At 37.2% G+C, this 16848-nt stretch carries 15 protein-coding genes; 13 read left to right on the forward strand and 2 right to left on the reverse strand.

Features of this window, described 5'->3' with window-relative positions; all coding sequences use genetic code 11:
- The first annotated feature begins 14 nt into the window (after positions 1-14).
- The 6 genes from EGI05_RS12120 (at position 15) to EGI05_RS12145 (ending at position 5978) form a co-directional block, all read left to right on the forward strand.
- Positions 15-1007 (forward strand): isoaspartyl peptidase/L-asparaginase family protein, encoded by a 993-nt coding sequence (locus tag EGI05_RS12120; RefSeq protein ID WP_185144975.1) that lies wholly within the window; start codon positions 15-17, stop codon positions 1005-1007.
- A gap of 18 nt (positions 1008-1025) precedes the next feature.
- Positions 1026-1583: a hypothetical protein gene (locus EGI05_RS12125; RefSeq protein ID WP_134197413.1), complete on the forward strand. Its 558-nt coding sequence runs from the start codon at positions 1026-1028 to the stop codon at positions 1581-1583.
- A gap of 14 nt (positions 1584-1597) precedes the next feature.
- Positions 1598-2260, forward strand: a complete 663-nt coding sequence (locus EGI05_RS12130; protein ID WP_123263275.1) for a copper homeostasis protein CutC — start codon at positions 1598-1600, stop codon at positions 2258-2260.
- A 95-nt stretch (positions 2261-2355) separates the two neighbouring features.
- Positions 2356-2481: a GxxExxY protein gene (locus tag EGI05_RS12135; RefSeq protein WP_123263276.1), complete on the forward strand. Its 126-nt coding sequence runs from the start codon at positions 2356-2358 to the stop codon at positions 2479-2481.
- Positions 2474-4960 (forward strand): beta-mannosidase, encoded by a 2487-nt coding sequence (locus EGI05_RS12140; RefSeq protein ID WP_123263277.1) that lies wholly within the window; start codon positions 2474-2476, stop codon positions 4958-4960. The genes EGI05_RS12135 and EGI05_RS12140 overlap by 8 nt, the downstream gene beginning before the upstream one ends.
- A 109-nt stretch (positions 4961-5069) precedes the next feature.
- Positions 5070-5978 carry an AEC family transporter gene (locus EGI05_RS12145; RefSeq protein ID WP_123263278.1) on the forward strand — a complete coding sequence of 303 codons (909 nt, stop codon included), beginning with the start codon at positions 5070-5072 and terminating at the stop codon, positions 5976-5978.
- On the opposite strand, the gene EGI05_RS12150 is transcribed toward EGI05_RS12145, so the two are convergent.
- Entirely contained in the window at positions 5979-6452 is a 474-nt protein-coding gene (locus EGI05_RS12150; protein WP_123263279.1) for a hypothetical protein, read from the reverse strand.
- A 105-nt stretch (positions 6453-6557) separates the two neighbouring features.
- Between EGI05_RS12150 and priA the strand changes: the two genes are divergently transcribed.
- The 3 genes from priA (at position 6558) to EGI05_RS12165 (ending at position 12641) form a co-directional block, all read left to right on the forward strand.
- The gene (gene priA, locus EGI05_RS12155; RefSeq protein ID WP_123263280.1) at positions 6558-9005 is read left to right on the forward strand and encodes a replication restart helicase PriA; all 2448 of its coding nucleotides are present in this window, start codon (positions 6558-6560) and stop codon (positions 9003-9005) included.
- A gap of 163 nt (positions 9006-9168) precedes the next feature.
- The gene (gene dacB / locus EGI05_RS12160; RefSeq protein ID WP_123263281.1) at positions 9169-10638 is read left to right on the forward strand and encodes a D-alanyl-D-alanine carboxypeptidase/D-alanyl-D-alanine endopeptidase; all 1470 of its coding nucleotides are present in this window, start codon (positions 9169-9171) and stop codon (positions 10636-10638) included.
- Between the two features lie 83 nt (positions 10639-10721).
- Positions 10722-12641: a M1 family aminopeptidase gene (locus EGI05_RS12165; RefSeq protein WP_123263282.1), complete on the forward strand. Its 1920-nt coding sequence runs from the start codon at positions 10722-10724 to the stop codon at positions 12639-12641.
- 132 nt (positions 12642-12773) lie between these two features.
- On the opposite strand, the gene EGI05_RS12170 is transcribed toward EGI05_RS12165, so the two are convergent.
- Positions 12774-13652, reverse strand: coding sequence for a cupin-like domain-containing protein (locus EGI05_RS12170; RefSeq protein WP_123263283.1), 879 nt, complete (start codon positions 13650-13652; stop codon positions 12774-12776).
- 160 nt (positions 13653-13812) lie between these two features.
- Between EGI05_RS12170 and kbl the strand changes: the two genes are divergently transcribed.
- The 4 genes from kbl (at position 13813) to EGI05_RS12190 (ending at position 16844) form a co-directional block, all read left to right on the forward strand.
- Positions 13813-15009, forward strand: a complete 1197-nt coding sequence (kbl, locus tag EGI05_RS12175; protein WP_123263284.1) for a glycine C-acetyltransferase — start codon at positions 13813-13815, stop codon at positions 15007-15009.
- 9 nt (positions 15010-15018) lie between these two features.
- Positions 15019-15447 carry a hypothetical protein gene (locus EGI05_RS12180; RefSeq protein WP_123263285.1) on the forward strand — a complete coding sequence of 143 codons (429 nt, stop codon included), beginning with the start codon at positions 15019-15021 and terminating at the stop codon, positions 15445-15447.
- 11 nt (positions 15448-15458) lie between these two features.
- Positions 15459-16013 carry a CopD family protein gene (locus tag EGI05_RS12185; RefSeq protein ID WP_123263286.1) on the forward strand — a complete coding sequence of 185 codons (555 nt, stop codon included), beginning with the start codon at positions 15459-15461 and terminating at the stop codon, positions 16011-16013.
- A gap of 102 nt (positions 16014-16115) precedes the next feature.
- Complete coding sequence (locus EGI05_RS12190) at positions 16116-16844, forward strand: ABC transporter permease subunit (RefSeq protein ID WP_123263287.1); 729 nt, start codon at positions 16116-16118, stop codon at positions 16842-16844.
- Positions 16845-16848 lie beyond the last annotated feature (4 nt).

The following is a 16848-nucleotide window of genomic DNA, read 5'->3' on the forward strand; positions in this document are numbered from 1 at the left end:
TCATAAATCTTATCATGGAAAGTAGAAGAAAATTCATAAAAAAATCCGCTGTTGCTTCTTTGGCTTTAGCGATAAATCCTCTGGACCTGATTGCCAAAGAACCTGTTGAAAGAAAAGGAATTGTAAATAAGCCTATAGTTCTTTCTACATGGAATTTCGGTTTAAAAGCGAATGAAGAAGCTTGGACGATCCTTGGAAAAAACGGAAGAGCTTTGGATGCCGTTGAAAAAGGAGTTCGCCTAGTTGAACTCGATCCCAATGAAAGAAGTGTAGGATACGGCGGACGTCCTGACAGAGATGGAAGAGTAACATTGGACGCTTGTATTATGGATGAAAACTATAATATTGGTTCTGTGGCCTGTCTGGAAAACATCAAAAATCCGATTTCCGTGGCCAGAGCCGTCATGGAAAAAACACCCCATGTTATGCTGGTAGGAGACGGAGCATTTCAGTTTGCAATTTCACAAGGTTTTAAAAAAGAAAACCTTTTGACTCCGGAATCCGAAAAAGAATGGAAAGATTGGTTAAAAACAAGCCAATATAAACCCATCGTTAATATTGAAAACCACGATACCATTGGAATGATCGCATTAGATGCACAGGGAAATCTTTCAGGAGCGTGTACAACCAGTGGAATGGCCTTCAAAATGCATGGGAGAGTAGGGGATTCGCCAATCATCGGAGCGGGATTATTTGTTGATAATGAAGTAGGGGCAGCAACAGCAACCGGTCATGGAGAAGAAGTGATCCGAACCGTGGGAACTCATCTTGTGGTAGAATTAATGAGACAGGGGAGAAATCCGCAACAAGCATGTAAAGAAGCGGTAGAAAGGATTGTGAAAATCGCCCAGAGAAGAAATAAAAACTTAAAAGACATTCAGGTTGGCTTTATTGCCTTAAATAAAAAAGGCGAATATGGTTCTTATTGTATTCAGGACGGATTTAGCTTTGCCGTTCATGATCAGAAAGGAAACAGATTGGAAAAACCTGAATTTGCTTTACAATAATACCCTTAACAAACTCCTGTGAAGAAAATAATTATTGCTTCTTTATTTTGTGTCCTTTCCTGTATGGAAGATAAGAAAGGACCTATACCTCAAATACGGCCTCCATCTGTAAATAACGTTTCGGCCAATAAAACCAACGAATCTGAAGCCGCTAAAAAATGGCTGATAAAAAACATTGAAAGTTATTTCCAGGCAGATCCGGGAAATATGGATAAGGTGATGCAAAACATCACTACCAGGGATTACTACAATTATAAAACTGATGCCATGAATGTAGATATGGATGTAGATGGAAGCCTCACTTTAAAAGAGTTTCAGGATAAATGGAGAATGAAATTTGATGTTCAGAAAGCAGGAATAGGGGTAGGATTTTTAATAACCGGACAGGATTGGGATGAGATAAAAGTTTCAAAATGCGATTTGATTTTGGAGACCCTTGATGATACTTATCTATTTGATGTGATTCTCATAGATAAAAAATATGATGTAAAATATCCCATTACAATAAGCGTTATCAAAAATCAGAGCTCTTTTCTGATTGAAGATATATTACAGGAAGTACCTCAATCTAATTAATTATAAAAGAAAGAATGTCAAAAATAGAAATAGCATGTTTCAATCCCGAATCGGCAATGATTGCCTTTGAAAATGGAGCAGACAGAATAGAATTATGTGACGGGCTTAGTGAAGGAGGAACGACTCCCGATTTTGAAACAGCCAGAACACTCCGTGAAAAGATCAATATCCCGATTTTTGTAATGATCCGCCCTCGTGGAGGTGATTTTACTTATTCTGATGCAGAGTTTGAACAAATGAAGGACGAATTATCTCAGTTAAAAGCTTTACAGGTAGATGGATTTGTTTTTGGGATTTTAGATGAAAATGATGAGGTAAATATCGAACAGAATAAAGCTTTAGTTGAACTGGCAAATCCTCTTCCATGTACCTTCCATCGAGCTTTTGATAGAGCAAAAGACCTTGAGATCTCTTTGGAAAAAGTAATTGACTGTGGCTTTAAAACCATCCTCACTTCCGGACAAAAACCTAATGTCTCCGAAGGAAAAGAAAACCTGAGAAAACTGGTGGAGCTTTCTAATGGAAGAATCGAAATTTTAGTGGGTGGCGGGCTTCGCTCAACCAATATAGAAGAGATCAGGGAATTTACCAAAGCAGGATATTTTCATTCTTCTGCCATTACGGATGGTGGTGCTTTTGCCAATCCGACTGAAGTGGTTGCTTTAAAGAGTAAATAAAAACAGTTTTAACACAAAGTTTTTTTAAAGGCTCTGGTTTATTTTAAGAAAGCAAAGAATAGCGACAAAGTCGCTTAAGAAGACAGCTTAATCAAATTTATTCTCAAGTATTAACTTATCTGAAACTGATGAACATGCAACTTGGGCTTCTTATTAATTTTAATAATCCTCTTCTTAAAAATGGCATTCACAGAATTGTAAACAAATTGATCGATGAATAAAACAATCCTTTTTGCTTTCCTTCTTATTCAGAATATTATCTCTGCACAGCTTGCAGAACATAGTTTATCTGGTGAAAAATGGCAGTTCAAAAATGCTAAAGATAACAATTGGCTTTCGGCAAAAGTTCCAGGGACAGTTCATTTGGATCTGATGGATCACAACATAATTCCGGATCCCTTCAAAGATGAAAATGAAAAGAAAGTACAATGGGTGGAAAATGAAGACTGGGACTATCAGACCAGTTTTACAGTTTCATCAAAACAGTTGTCGGAAAGCCAAAATATCGACTTGATTTTTAACGGATTGGACACCTTTTCAGAGATCTATCTCAATGGTAAATTATTGAAGAAAACAGATAATATGTTCAGGAAATGGGTGATTCCCGTTAAAGAACATCTGAAGTCCGGTGAAAATATATTGTTGGTTCAATTTAAATCGGCAGTCAGTACCGGGAAAGAATTAGCAAAAAAGGTTCTGTTTACCATGCCGGAATCTCCCAGAAGTTTTGTGAGAAAAGCGCAGTATCATTTCGGATGGGATTGGGGACCGAGATTGGTAACGGCGGGAATCTGGAAAGACGTAAAATTGGAGTTCTGGAACAATGCTAAACTTGAAAACGTAAAAGTTGGGCAAAAAAATCTTACCAAAGATAAAGCGGATCTTGCTATTCAGGCTGAAATTATTACTGAAAAAGAAGGAAAATATACTGTTTCCATCAATAATAAGCCATTTAACTTTCAATTGAAAAAAGGGAAGAATGCTATTCAGATTCCTTATGCAATTATTAATCCGAAATTATGGCAGCCGAATGGGTGGGGAAAACAGGAATTATACCCCATCAGAGTGTCTTTGCAAAAAGGCTCAATTCATATTGCCGATAAAGACTTCAATATTGGTCTTAGAACGGTGGAATTAATTCAGGAAAAAGATAGCAAAGGAAAATCATTTTATTTTAAAGTCAATGGAAACCCATTGTATATCAAAGGAACGAACTGGATTCCCGGAGACAGCTTTTCCCCAAGAATGACGAAAGAGAAGTACCAACATCTGATCAAGCAGGCTAAAGAAGCAAATATGAATATGATCAGAGTCTGGGGTGGCGGAATATATGAAGATGATGAATTCTATAAGGCCTGTGACGAAAACGGTATTTTGGTTTGGCAGGATTTTATGTTTGCCGGAAGCTTTTATCCTTCGGATGAACATTTTCTGAATAATGTGAAAGAAGAAGTGGAAGATCAGGTCAACCGTTTGCAGAACCATCCTTCAATTGCTTTATGGTGCGGAAATAATGAAGTGGATGAAGCCATTGTAAATTGGGGATATCAAAAACAATTCAACTATTCAAAAGAAGATTCATTACAGGTCTGGAAAGATTACAGAAAAGTTTTTCATGAACTTATTCCAAATACTTTAAAAGAAAACGCGACAGCAGATAAAAATATCTATTGGCCAAGTTCACCTTCTATCGGATGGGGACATCAAGAAAGCTTAACCGAAGGAGATTCCCATTACTGGGGAGTCTGGTGGGGAGAACAGCCATTTGAGATCTATAATGAAAAAGTGGGACGATTTATGTCTGAGTACGGTTTCCAGGGAATGCCTACCTTGGAAACAACCAAAACCATGTTTTCAGGGAATCCGGACCTGAGTTTACAAAATCCAACCATTAAAGCCCACGAAAAACATTCACGAGGATGGCAGATCATAGATGAATACATCAAAAGAGATTATATATTTCCTGCAGATTTCGTAAAATACAACTATGTTTCTCAATTGGTCCAGGCACGGGGAATGCAGATTGCCATTGAGGCCCACCGCCGTGCAAAGCCTTATAATATGGGAACTTTATATTGGCAGCTGAATGATTGCTGGCCGGTGGTTTCTTGGTCTTCAATAGATTATCTTGGAAATTGGAAAGCACTCCACTATCAGGTGAAAAGAAGCTTTGAACAACAGGTGATTTTAACAGAGGAAAAAGAAGGTAATTTGAATTTTTACGCTATTAATGATGAATTAAAGAAATTCAACAATATAAGTTTAAGTATTCAAGTGGCTAAATTTAACGGCGAAATTATAAATCAAATTCATATTAGTCCCGCGGAAAAAGAATTGAATGATATACTGAAGCTTAATTCCGTTGAAATAAAAAAACTGATTGGAGACTCAGATAAAAGTAAAATCTTTTTAAAATTGTCCTTACAAGATCAACATGGAAATGTTATTGCTCAAAACAGTTATTACTTTTCCAAACCTAAAGATTTAAAGCTATCCCAACCGAATATCCGGATCAACAAAATTTCTCCAATGGAAATTGAAATTTCCACTGATGTTCTGGCTAAAGATGTGTACCTGATCGGGGATGTTCATTTTAGTGATAATTTCTTCGATTTGCTGCCCCAAACTTCAAAGAGAATTCAGTTGTCAAAACCGTTGGAAAAAATAGAAGTGCTGAGTCTGTGGGATACTATGAATTAATTTGTTATTCTGAGGGGGACGAAGAATCATATTTTCTTGCAATATGTCTTGTAAAAAAGACCATAACTCAAAATTCAGCCGTAAATTTGCGGCATATTCTTGAAAAGCTATGGTCAATTTTGTTCTGATTGCGGTGTGTATTCTGGCGGGAATGATTTTCAAAGCAACAAAATCCATTCATCCCGATGCTCATAAAGGCATCAATACCTGGATTCTTTATCTGGCTTTACCGGCAGTATCGTTTAAATATCTGCCAAAAGTACATTGGAGCACAGAAATGCTTTTTCCCATTGCGGCTACATTTCTTATAGCGGTTTGCTGTTTCTTTTTTATGATGTTTTACAGCAAGAGTAAGGGCTATTCAAGACGGTCCAGAAGCACATTGGAACTCACAAGCGGATACAGCAATACATCCTTTATAGGTTTTCCTCTGATCAGTGCATTTTATGGAGAAAGTTTGCTAAGTATTGCCATCATTTGTGATCAGACGATGTTCCTGGCCCTTTCCACATTGGGAATCATTGCAGCGGTGAAAGGAGGGAGCAAATCCGGGAAAGTAAGTGCCGCATTTATTCTGAAAAGATTGATCACTTTTCCTCCGTTTCTGGGATGTATAGCAGCATTAGTATTATCTCAGTTCATTGATTTTACTATGGCAGAACCTTTTTTTGATAAACTGGCGGCAACTGTAAGTCCGTTAGCTTTGTTCTCGGTGGGGTTACAGTTAAAATTCAATGGTTGGAAAAAACTGATTCCACAAATGTCGGCTTCCATGTTGTATAAGCTGATTCTAGCTCCGGCAATTGTTCTTGGAGCTGCTTTATTGTTCGGAATAAAAGGCAATATTGCCAAGATCACCATTTTTGAAGCAGCAATGCCCACAGTAGTCACTTCCAGTATTATTGCAGAACAATTCCGGTTGAATACCAAACTGACCAACTTGATCATTGGATTTAGTATTGTTGTAGGTTTTCTAACTTCTGCAATTTGGTATAAAGTGCTTGATTTTATATTCTGATTATTTCTCTAGCTGAAAATCATATAATAAAATAGAATCAATATCATCTCGCCATTCTTCTATAGAAGTGGTGTTACTTACAATAGGAATGATAGAGGTAGGCTGATATGATGAAGTACCTTTCAATCTTATTTTAGCTTTGAAGGTCATTCTTTTCCCCGTTTTTTGAATAGTTTTCAATGCAATTAAAGAAGAGTTCATCATCTGAGCTTCAGAAAAAACAAATTCGATGCTGTTATCTTTTATATCATCTTTTTCGAAGCTTTTTAATGCCTCGAGCAAATCGATTTTTTCTGTAATATTTTGTTCATCAACAGTTTTGAAATTGATAATCTTGTTCTCTTTTATTTCGGCTTTAAGGGTTATTTTTTTACCAATAGGAATTGTGATTTCTTGCTTATTTACCGAAACTTTGTCTTGAGACTGAGCAGCAATTGCAAGAAAGAATGTGATAAGTAAAAAAAATCTTTTCATGGTTGGTTTCTTTTAGATTGAATTAAAGTATTTTAAGAACGATAAAAATAGAAATTATTGCAGTTTTCTAAAGAAAAATCTAACTTTACCCTTTAATTATTTCTCTTGCGATACGCCCAGATTGTTTTACCGCTTAATTTAAAAGGATCTTTTACCTACAAAGTTCCCGAAGAATTAATACCCGCAATTCAGCCGGGAATGAGAGTTTTGGTCCCATTTCGCGGAAAGAAGATTTATACGGGAATTGTAGTTGAGCTTCACGATGCGGAACCTGAAAGTTTTGTGCCCCGCGAAATCATCAGTATTCTGGATGAATTCCCGATTCTGCCTAAAGAGCAGATTGATTTCTGGAACTGGCTTTCAGAATATTATTTGTGCAATTTGGGAGAAATCTATCGATTTGCTTTTCCTTCCTCTTTAAAGCTGGAAAGTGAAACCTACCTGAAATTAAAACCTAATGTAACGGTTGATTTCGAAAATCTGGATGTGAATGAAATGTATCTTATTCAGGCACTGGAAATAAGACAGCTTATCAACTTAACGGATATTGAAGCGTTTATCCCTAAAAAAGAGATCATTAAAACCATCAATTCACTGATAGACCTTCAATATATTGAAATTGATGAGAAAATCTCCGAAAAATATAAAGCGAAAGAAATTGCTTACGTAAAGATCAATGAAGGGCTTTTGAACAATCAGGATCTTACGGAAATACTTTCCAAGCTTAACAAAGCGCCTAAACAGAAAGATCTTTTCCTCCATATTTTAGATCAGCAAACCGAAAATCCCACCGGTTTTATCAAAAAATCCACTTTATTTGAAGATGGATACTTTGGGAATTCTCATTTCAAAGCATTGGTGGATAAAAACCTTGTGGAAGAATATTACCTTCAAAAAGACAGGCTTGAAAGCTATGAAGGAGAAACAGAAGACATCGAAGAGCTTTCTGAAACACAAAAACAGGCGAATAAAGAAATTGAAGAAGCGTTTAACCATCATAAAAATGTATTGCTTCATGGCGTTACTTCTTCCGGGAAAACCCATATTTATCTTGAAAAGATTGAAGAATGCGTCAATTCCGGGAAAAATGTATTGTTTTTACTTCCTGAAATTTCTTTAACGAAGCAGATCACGCAAAGATTAGAAAAAAAATACGGGAAAAAGCTGGGTTTTTATCACCAGAAACTTACCGATTTTGAACGCGTTGAGGTCTGGAGAAGAATTAAAAACAATGATATACAAATTCTCATAGGAACACGGAATGCTTTATTCCTTCCATTTCAAAATATAGGCTTGATCGTGGTGGATGAAGAACATGATTCGGCCTATAAGCCAAGAGAAGTTTCACCTTATTTCAATGCCAAAGATGCAGCATTGGTTTTGGCGGGGTTTTATGGTGCTAAAGTAATCCTGGGTTCTGCCACACCTTCTGTGGAGAGTTATTATCTGGCTCAGAAAAATAAATTGCAATATGTTTCCCTCAACGAAAGGTTTGGTAAGGTGAAATTGCCTGAGTATGAACTGATCAATTTCAAAGAAGCTCAGGAATCCAAAAAAACTTCCGGGAATTTTTCTTTGCGTTTACTGGAAGAGATTAAAAAAACGCTGGAAGATAAAAATCAGACCATGATCCTTCACAACCGCCGTGGTTATGCCAATGTGGTGGAATGTGAAAGCTGTGGATATGTGAATTACTGCTCAAATTGTGACGTGGTCATGACCTATCACAAAGCGGCCAATGAAATGAAATGCCATTATTGCGGGCAAAGAGCGTCTAAGCCTAAAACCTGCCCGAAATGCCATTCCGAAAACCTTAACGAAAGAGGAGTGGGCGTAGAACAGATTCATGAAGAGGTATCCAAGCTGTTTCCGGATTATGAGGTAGACAGGATGGATGTAGATTCCATGCGAAAGAAATTTGCTTATGAAAAACTCTACGAGAAAATTGAAGAAGGAGAAACCGATATTATTGTAGGAACTCAGATGATTTCCAAAGGCCTGGATTTTGATCATATCGAGCTGGTGGGAATTCCCAAAGCTGATTCTTTATTGTATGTTCAGGATTTCAGAGCAGAGGAAAGAGCGTATCAGTTGATCACTCAGGTTTCCGGAAGAGCGGGAAGGGTTTCTGGAAAGGGAAAAGTATTGATTCAGACCTACAATCCGGATCATTCTGTATTTCAGCTGATCAAAATGAATGAGGTGGCGAAAATATATGAATATTTCTTACAAGAAAGACAGAAATTCCATTATCCGCCCTTCACGAAGCTGATCATGATTGAGCTAAAGCACCGTCGGGAAGATAAAGTGAACCGCGCTTCTCAATTCTTAGGGTCTGTGTTAAGAAAATATCTGCCGGAAGATTGTGTTTTAGGCCCGGAAAAAGCACAGATTGCGAAACTTAATAACCTGTATCAGTTTCAGATATTGCTTAAGCTTCCGAGAGGAAAGAACTATGAGAAGTTCAAAAATCTGGTTTTGATAAGTTTGAATGAATTTGATAATATTACTGCTTATCAGAGCATCAAAAAAGACGTTTTTGTGGATTTTTAACAATTTTTAACAAACTTTACACACTTTTATAAGGTGTTAATGCTCAGGTTTCTGACAATAATTTCTACTTTTGATCGTTGATTTAATGTTTGGCTCTTTTATTGATGATTTTTAACCGAATCGTTTTTATGACATCCAAACATAGAAACAAATTATAAGATAGATGGTAAATTTCAGAAAGTATATTTCAGGCTTTGCGGTAATAGCATCCGGATTTTTCCTTGCTCAGACTACCGTATCTACAGTTCTGTACTCTCCGGCTTACGATAATCAAAAAAGTAATTTAAACTTGCCTTCTCCCATAACTTCGGTTGTGGAAAAAACGATTTTGTCGCCGAAAGAACTTGTAGACATTAATGTAAACACAATGATGTCCGACCCCGTGCTGAAAAATGCAAACTGGGGATTCGTAGTGTACGACCCGAAAACGAAGAAAGTAATCTCTTCGTACAACGAAAATACTCCTTTAGTTCCTGCCTCCACCACTAAGTTATTGACCACTGAAACAGCTTTAAACCTGTTGGGAGAAAACTACCGTTGGATGACACAGCTGGAATATTCAGGAAATATTGATGAGAATGGAGTTTTGAATGGGAATCTTTATATCGTAGGAAGCGGTGACCCGTCTTTAGGGACGAACAAGGCCGGAGCTTCTTCATACAGGGATATTGTTTCAGACTTCGTAAGCGGAATTTCAAATGTGGGAATCAAAAAGGTAAATGGTGATATTATTATTCAGACAGCGCTTTTCAAAGGTACTATTTCAAGGCTTCCGGAAAATGTTGTTTGGCTAGAGAACGGTAATTACTATCTGCCTGTAGGAACTACACGAGAAATAAGCCCGGCTAACGAAAAGCTGATCAAAAAAGGAAGCAATTTTTCTGCAGAGAAAAAATATTTCTATATTTCTCCGTATGTGAACCAAATGGTATATGCTGACAAATATGACGGAGAGGGAATTTTGACAACAAAATTACCGGATGCTCCTGCTTATCTGGCGAACACATTCAGAACAACTTTAGTGAAAAGCGGAGTAGCGGTTACAGGGAAAGTAACTCCTAAAATGACAGACGCCACTCCTGAAAGCAGAAAAATGATTTCTGCCTATAAATCTCCTACATTAGGGGATATTGTATATTATACCAACCAACATAGTGATAATTCCTTAGCCGAAGCTTTATTAAAAACTGTCGGGTTCCAGAAACTGGGAGACCAGACTTCTGAATCTGGAAGAGTTGTAGTAACAGGTCACTTAAAAGATATTTCTTTTGATCTGAACGGGTTAAGCTATGTAGACGGAAGCGGTCTTTCGAGAAGCAATCTGGTAACACCAATCTCTCAGGTAAAATATCTGACCTCATTAATGGATGAAAAGTATTATAAGGCTTATCTTACTTCATTGCCAATAGGAGGACAGTCCGGAACATTGAAAAGAATGTTCATAGGAACCGGAAACGGGCAGATCTTTGCTAAAACAGGAACTTTGAACAGAGTAAAAACCTTGGCAGGATATATGAAGACCAATTCAGGAAAAACATTGGTGTTCTCTTTATTAGTAAATAACTATTCCGGATCTGTAGATATGGTGAAGAAAAGAATGGAAAAAATTCTTGAACCGGCTTTAGACCTTTAATGAATAAGTAATTAAAATTATATAAGAACCTTTTAATCAATGATTAGAAGGTTTTTTTTATCTTTGAGAATAAAAGTTGTATTATGAAGAAATTATATTTTTGGGTTCTGAGCGTTTTTGCGTTTCACTCATTCTACGCACAGAATGAAAATATAGATAAAAAAGGATTGATGGCCAAGGAAATGAATTCCTATACCCATAAGATGAATGTCGGTAATGTCAATCCCAATACCTTGAACTACGATTTACAATACCAGAGAATGGATGTGACCCTAGATCCGGCGGTAGCTATGATTTCAGGTTCGGTAACATCTCATTTTAAGCCGAATCAGAATATCAGCAGTATCTATTTTGATCTCGTGAATTCTTTAACGGTTTCTCAGGTAAAATATCACGGAAACAATCTTAATTTTCAACAACTTGCCACAAAGGAGGTGAAAATTGATTTTCCATCTGCTTTGCAAGCCAATGTGCTGGATTCTTTAACGATCCATTATTCCGGAACACCACCTACAGCTAATGGTGCTTTTACAAACGGAACGCAGGGGGGGACTCCGATGCTTGCTACGCTTAGTGAGCCATACGGAGCCCAGGATTGGTTTCCTACCAAGCAAAGCCTTAATGATAAAATAGAGCGTTTTGATTTTAAAATTACCACTCCTTCTCAGTATAGTGTAGCATCTAATGGAAAACTGATGTCTGAAACCGTTACCGGAGCAAATAAATTAACGTTCTGGAGAACTATGTATCCTATGGCAGCTTATCTGGCGGCTCTTTCCATTACCAATTTCGTGAAACTGAATGATACGATGGGAAATCCACCTTTTCCTTTCGTTAATTATGTATATCCTTCTACAGCATCCGATGCAACGAGCATGGCCAATATAGATTGGACGAAGCAGATCATGAATACGTTTGAAACCTATTTCGGACCCTATCCTTTCAGAAATGAAAAATACGGACATATGCAGTTTATGCCTGGTGGCGGAATGGAGCATCAGACGATGAGTTCTATGGGAAGCTGGAGCAAGGGGCTTATTGCGCATGAGCTGGCCCACCAATGGTTTGGAGATAAAGTAACTTGTGGTGCATGGAATGATATCTGGCTGAATGAAGGCTTTGCTACTTTCGGGGAACATGTAGCGAATGAAAAGCTGATCATGTCCAATACAGATTTCATGAATTATCTGGCAGGCCAGAAAGATTTTGTGACCAGTGCAACAGGAGGAAGCACGTATGTGTCAGATGCCAATCTGGCCAATGTAAATGCTATTTTTAACAGCAGATTGAGTTATTCAAAAGGAGGCTATATTCTAAGAATGATTAAGTGGATTTTAGGGGAAACCGTATTTTATCAGGCTCTTAAAGATTATCACGCAAGACCGAATCTGGCCTATAACTACGTAAGAACGGCCGATCTTAATGCTTCTTTACTTCAGTCTACAGGAAAGGATTTTACGGAATTTTTCAATGATTGGGTTTATGGACAGGGTTATCCTACGTATGACATCAGATGGAAGCAATCGGCGAATCAGATCACTTTTAAAGTTTCCCAGACTCAAAGTAATGCTTCTGTGAGCTTCTTTGAAATGCCTTTGCCGATTAAAGTCAATGGAACCGGAGGAGAAGTTGCTTATTTTGCGTTGGATAATACTTCAAATAACCAGTATTTTACAAAAACGGTTGCATTTCCGGTAGCAAGTGTCCAGTTCAACTATGAATATCAGATGCTGGAAAGAAATTCAACAGTTACTCAGGATGCCACCTTAAGTACAGTTTCTGTAGATGCAGATAGTTTCGCTTTATACCCGAATCCGGCTAAAAATGAACTGTATGTAAAGGGAATTGACCGACCAACAGATTATACCATTCATACCGCAGACGGAAGATTGGTAAGAAAATCAACGTATCAGCCGAATAAACCGATCAACATTACAGAATTGGTTCCGGGGACCTATATTTTCTCTATCAAAGACAAGACAGTTAAATTTATTAAGCATTAATCCTGATATTAAAAAACCGGAACAGTATAAAAAACTGGATAAAAATAATACAGAGAACGTTCAGCAGAGGTTATCGCATACAGTAATTCCATTGTTACAATAAATTTAATGATTAATATATAAGAGAAGCTTTCAGATATGGAAGCTTTTTTGTTTTTTAATAGCGCGATTGGCTTTCCTTTTGGCTTTTCCCATTTTGAAGGCAAACCATTTTTCCCCAAAGATGTTCCTCATCGCATTATCAAAATTTCTGATCAGGATCATGTTTTTAAAGCCTCTCCATTTTTCAAGAAAACTTAAAGGCAATGCCCTCACGGAAACGGAATAGCCTTCTGTTTCATATTGGATATAATGCCAATACCCGGAAGGAATGTAAAGGGTTTCCCCTGGTTGTATAACGGCTTCATAACCGTTTAAATAAAGCAGTCCCGGAAACTCCCGGTAATCGGGTTCTTTGATATTGGTGATGCTGTGGAAATTATAAGGGAGCTTATACATCAGGTCAGATTGTTCCCAGGGAAACAGCCAGATCTTTTTGATGCCCTGGAATTGTGTGATGAATACATGTGACATATCTATATCAATATGATTGCGGGTAATAGAGCCTTCTCCGCCGAAAAACATAAAAGGAAGCCATTTCAGTATTTTTCCATGGGTAACATCGTTATAGATGATATCATTTTTAAGCTCCGGTTTAATGCTTAATAAGTTGAATAAAAAAAGCCTGTGTTCGGTAGGAGATGAGCTTATCAGATCCAGGTATTCTGCAAAAGAGCTTTGCCCGATGGGTTTACTGGCTACTCTGTCCAAAGAATCAAGATCACTTCCGTAAATATTGACAATATGATCTCCGGCCACTTTTTTAAAATACTCATAATTCCATTTTTTGAAAGCGGGGCTTTCAGGATCCACAAAGTCTTCTAAAACGACAGGTTTTGCAGGCTTCATATAGGTGGAAAGAAAGTCTTTATGGTCTATTTTTTTGATTTTTTGTACCGGTGATAATCTCATTTCCCTGAATTTTGGAACAAATATAACAATTAGTCTACTAAATTTATAGACTATTGAGAAAAATATTGTTCATTAATAGAAACATTCAGAATAAAACGGATATAAAGCTGATACTTTACCGCCTTTTTACTAAATTAGCGCATCTTAAAATTTACTAAAAATGATCTCGAAAAAGTATCTTGAAAATCTACAGAACGAACTTCAGAATATTGATAACGACGGGCTTTACAAAAGAGAAAGAATTATTACTTCTCAACAAAGCGCAGAAATAGAAGCGAACGGTAAAAAGCTTTTGAACTTCTGTGCGAACAATTATTTGGGATTATCCAACCATCCTGAAGTGATGAAAGCTTCTCAGGATATGATTGAATCTCATGGGTATGGAATGTCTTCTGTTCGTTTCATCTGTGGAACCCAGGATATTCACAAGCAATTGGAACAAAAGATCGCTGAGTTTTTAGGACTTGAAGATACCATCTTATATGCTGCATGTTTCGATGCGAACGGAGGGGTTTTTGAACCTTTGTTTACTGAAGAGGATGCTATTATTTCCGATGAACTGAACCACGCTTCTATTATTGATGGCGTTCGTCTTTGTAAAGCGGCAAGATACCGTTATAAAAATAATGATATGGCTGATCTGGAAGCTCAGTTAATTGCAGCTTCTGAGAAAAATCACCGTTTCAAAATCATCGTAACGGATGGAGTGTTCTCAATGGACGGAATTGTTGCCAACTTAAAAGGAGTTTGTGACTTAGCAGATAAATATGATGCGTTAGTAATGGTAGATGATTCCCATGCAACAGGTTTCATCGGAAAAACAGGACGTGGAACTCATGAAGCGAATGAAGTGATGGGTAGAGTAGACATTATTACTTCTACATTAGGAAAAGCTTTAGGAGGTGCTTTAGGAGGATTTACTTCTGGTAAGAAAGAGATCATTGATATGTTAAGACAGCGTTCAAGACCTTATTTGTTCTCTAATTCTTTGGCTCCGGGAATCGTAGGTGCTGCTTTAAAAGTATTGGATATGATCTCCGACGATACTTCACTTCGTGATAAAGTAATGGAAAATGCTTCCTATTTCAGAACGCAGATGAAAGCTAAAGGATTTGATATTCCTGATGGTGATGCTGCGATTGTTCCGGTAATGCTTTATGATGCGCCTCTTTCCCAGAAAATGGCTGAAAAGCTTATGGATGAAGGAATCTATGTGATCGGTTTCTTCTATCCTGTAGTACCGAAAGGAAAAGCGAGAATCAGAGTTCAGTTATCTGCTGCGCATACAAGAGAACATTTGGATAAAGCGATTGCTGCTTTTGAAAAAGTAGGAAAGGAGCTTGGCGTGATTTCCTAAACTATCAGAATGCTTTTTAAATCCAGCTACAGAATAGAATTTTCCCAATCCAAAGAGACTGTTTTAGAAAATATAAAAAGCAGTTTGTTGGAAAACCGTTCCAATTTGCCCAAGAATTTTATTGGAAACGTTTCTGAAAATGGTTTTAAAATTAAACTGTTAGGCAGATATTCTCCGGATTTTAAGGGAAGTTTTGACCAAGGAAATAATTTACAGCTAACTGTTGGATTAGGGCTTTTGCAAATAATCAGCCTTTTGTTTATAGTTCTGGCTGCATTTTATATGTATTATAAAAATGAATATTACACAATGGCTATTATTTTAGGCTTGGGAATTTTCATTATACAGGCAAGTTACTATAATATAAAAGTGTCAAAGCGTAAATTCTTTGATTATCTCTTGAGTGTAGATAGTCGATGTAAAATTTCAGATATTTAAAAGTTTATATAATGCTTTACACCATCATCAAAGCTTTACATATTATCTTCATGGTAAGCTATTTTGCGGGAATTTTTTATCTCGTGAGAATTTTTGTTTACTATAAGGATACGGATGAATTTGCCGAAGAAAAGAAAGCTATCTTAAGAGAACAGTATACGTTCATGGCCAGAAGACTCTGGAACATTATTACCGTTCCTGCAGGGGTGATCATGACGGTATGCGGAATTATCATGATCTTTCTGAATACAGGCTTACTGAAAACTCCGTGGTTTCATCTGAAGCTTACTTTCCTGATCGGTTTGGCAATTTACCATTACTGGTGCTGGAAAAAAGTCCTTCAATTGAAACAGCTTAACGGGAATACCCTTGAAACAGCCAATATCAAGCTGAGACAAGCCAATGAAATAGCAACTTTTATATTATTCCTGGTTGTATTCACCGTGATTTTAAAATATCAGGTGATCGAATACTGGTGGCAATTAATTGCAGGATTTTTCGTTCTGGTAGTTCTGATCATGATGACGGTGAAGCTGGTGAATAAGAATAAAAAAAATAAACAATAGTAGTTATAAGTTATGAGTTTTGAGTTATAAGTTGGTTTTTAAAACTGGCAACAAGTAACTCACAACTCATCACTTATCATTTAAAACTCATAACTCAAAAACATGTTTGCAATTTTTAAAAAAGAACTTTGGAGTTACTTCGGGAACTGGAGCGCATGGATCATCATTGCGGCTTTCAGTCTCATTGCGGCTCTTTTTCTGTTTTTTTTCGATAACGATTCCAATATTTTCGAGATCGGGATGGCATCTTTACAGAGCTATTTCGTTCTGGTACCATGGTTACTGATGTTCATTATTCCTGCACTTTCTATGAAGACCTTTGCAGAGGAACAGCAGACCGGAACTTTATACTGGCTTTTTTCACAGCCTTTAAAAGTATCTGACCTTGTATTCGGGAAATTCCTTTCCATTTGGGTAGTCGGGATTTTATGCCTGATTCCGTCATTGGTTTACCTTTATACGGTATATGTTTTGGGAGTTCCGGAAGGAAATATCGATTTGGGAATGACGTTCGGAAGTTATATCGGACTCCTCATCCTGATTGCTGCTTTTTCAGGAGTGGGGATTTTAGCGTCTTCACTTTCGCAGAACCAGATCATGGCGTATTTACTGGGCGTTTTCATGTGTTTCATTATGTATTTCGGGATCGAGCAACTGGCGAGTTATAAGCTTTTAGGCGGAGCAGATTTTATATTACAGAACATTGGGTTTTATCAGCATTTCTTAGCCTTTACAAGAGGGTTGATTGATTTCAAGGATGTAGCCTATTTTGTTCTGATCATTGGTGTTTGTTTAGCGTTGTCCAATCATTTTATTAATAAAAAGAAGTAAGATC

Origin of the sequence: Chryseobacterium daecheongense (assembly GCF_003729955.1) — a bacterium.
Lineage (GTDB): Bacteria > Bacteroidota > Bacteroidia > Flavobacteriales > Weeksellaceae > Chryseobacterium > Chryseobacterium daecheongense.

Excerpts from the sequence above, each read along its gene's own strand:
- dacB (WP_123263281.1), top strand. The coding sequence starts at position 9,169 with ATGGTAAATTTCAGAAAGTATATTTCAGGCTTTGCGGTAATAGCATCC.
- EGI05_RS12130 (WP_123263275.1), top strand. The coding sequence starts at position 1,598 with ATGTCAAAAATAGAAATAGCATGTTTCAATCCCGAATCGGCAATGATT.
- EGI05_RS12150 (WP_123263279.1), bottom strand. The coding sequence starts at position 6,452 with ATGAAAAGATTTTTTTTACTTATCACATTCTTTCTTGCAATTGCTGCT.
- kbl (WP_123263284.1), top strand. The coding sequence starts at position 13,813 with ATGATCTCGAAAAAGTATCTTGAAAATCTACAGAACGAACTTCAGAAT.
- EGI05_RS12120 (WP_185144975.1), top strand. The coding sequence starts at position 15 with ATGGAAAGTAGAAGAAAATTCATAAAAAAATCCGCTGTTGCTTCTTTG.
- EGI05_RS12140 (WP_123263277.1), top strand. The coding sequence starts at position 2,474 with ATGAATAAAACAATCCTTTTTGCTTTCCTTCTTATTCAGAATATTATC.
- EGI05_RS12170 (WP_123263283.1), bottom strand. The coding sequence starts at position 13,652 with ATGAGATTATCACCGGTACAAAAAATCAAAAAAATAGACCATAAAGAC.
- EGI05_RS12145 (WP_123263278.1), top strand. The coding sequence starts at position 5,070 with ATGGTCAATTTTGTTCTGATTGCGGTGTGTATTCTGGCGGGAATGATT.
- EGI05_RS12165 (WP_123263282.1), top strand. The coding sequence starts at position 10,722 with ATGAAGAAATTATATTTTTGGGTTCTGAGCGTTTTTGCGTTTCACTCA.
- EGI05_RS12185 (WP_123263286.1), top strand. The coding sequence starts at position 15,459 with ATGCTTTACACCATCATCAAAGCTTTACATATTATCTTCATGGTAAGC.
- EGI05_RS12180 (WP_123263285.1), top strand. The coding sequence starts at position 15,019 with ATGCTTTTTAAATCCAGCTACAGAATAGAATTTTCCCAATCCAAAGAG.
- EGI05_RS12190 (WP_123263287.1), top strand. The coding sequence starts at position 16,116 with ATGTTTGCAATTTTTAAAAAAGAACTTTGGAGTTACTTCGGGAACTGG.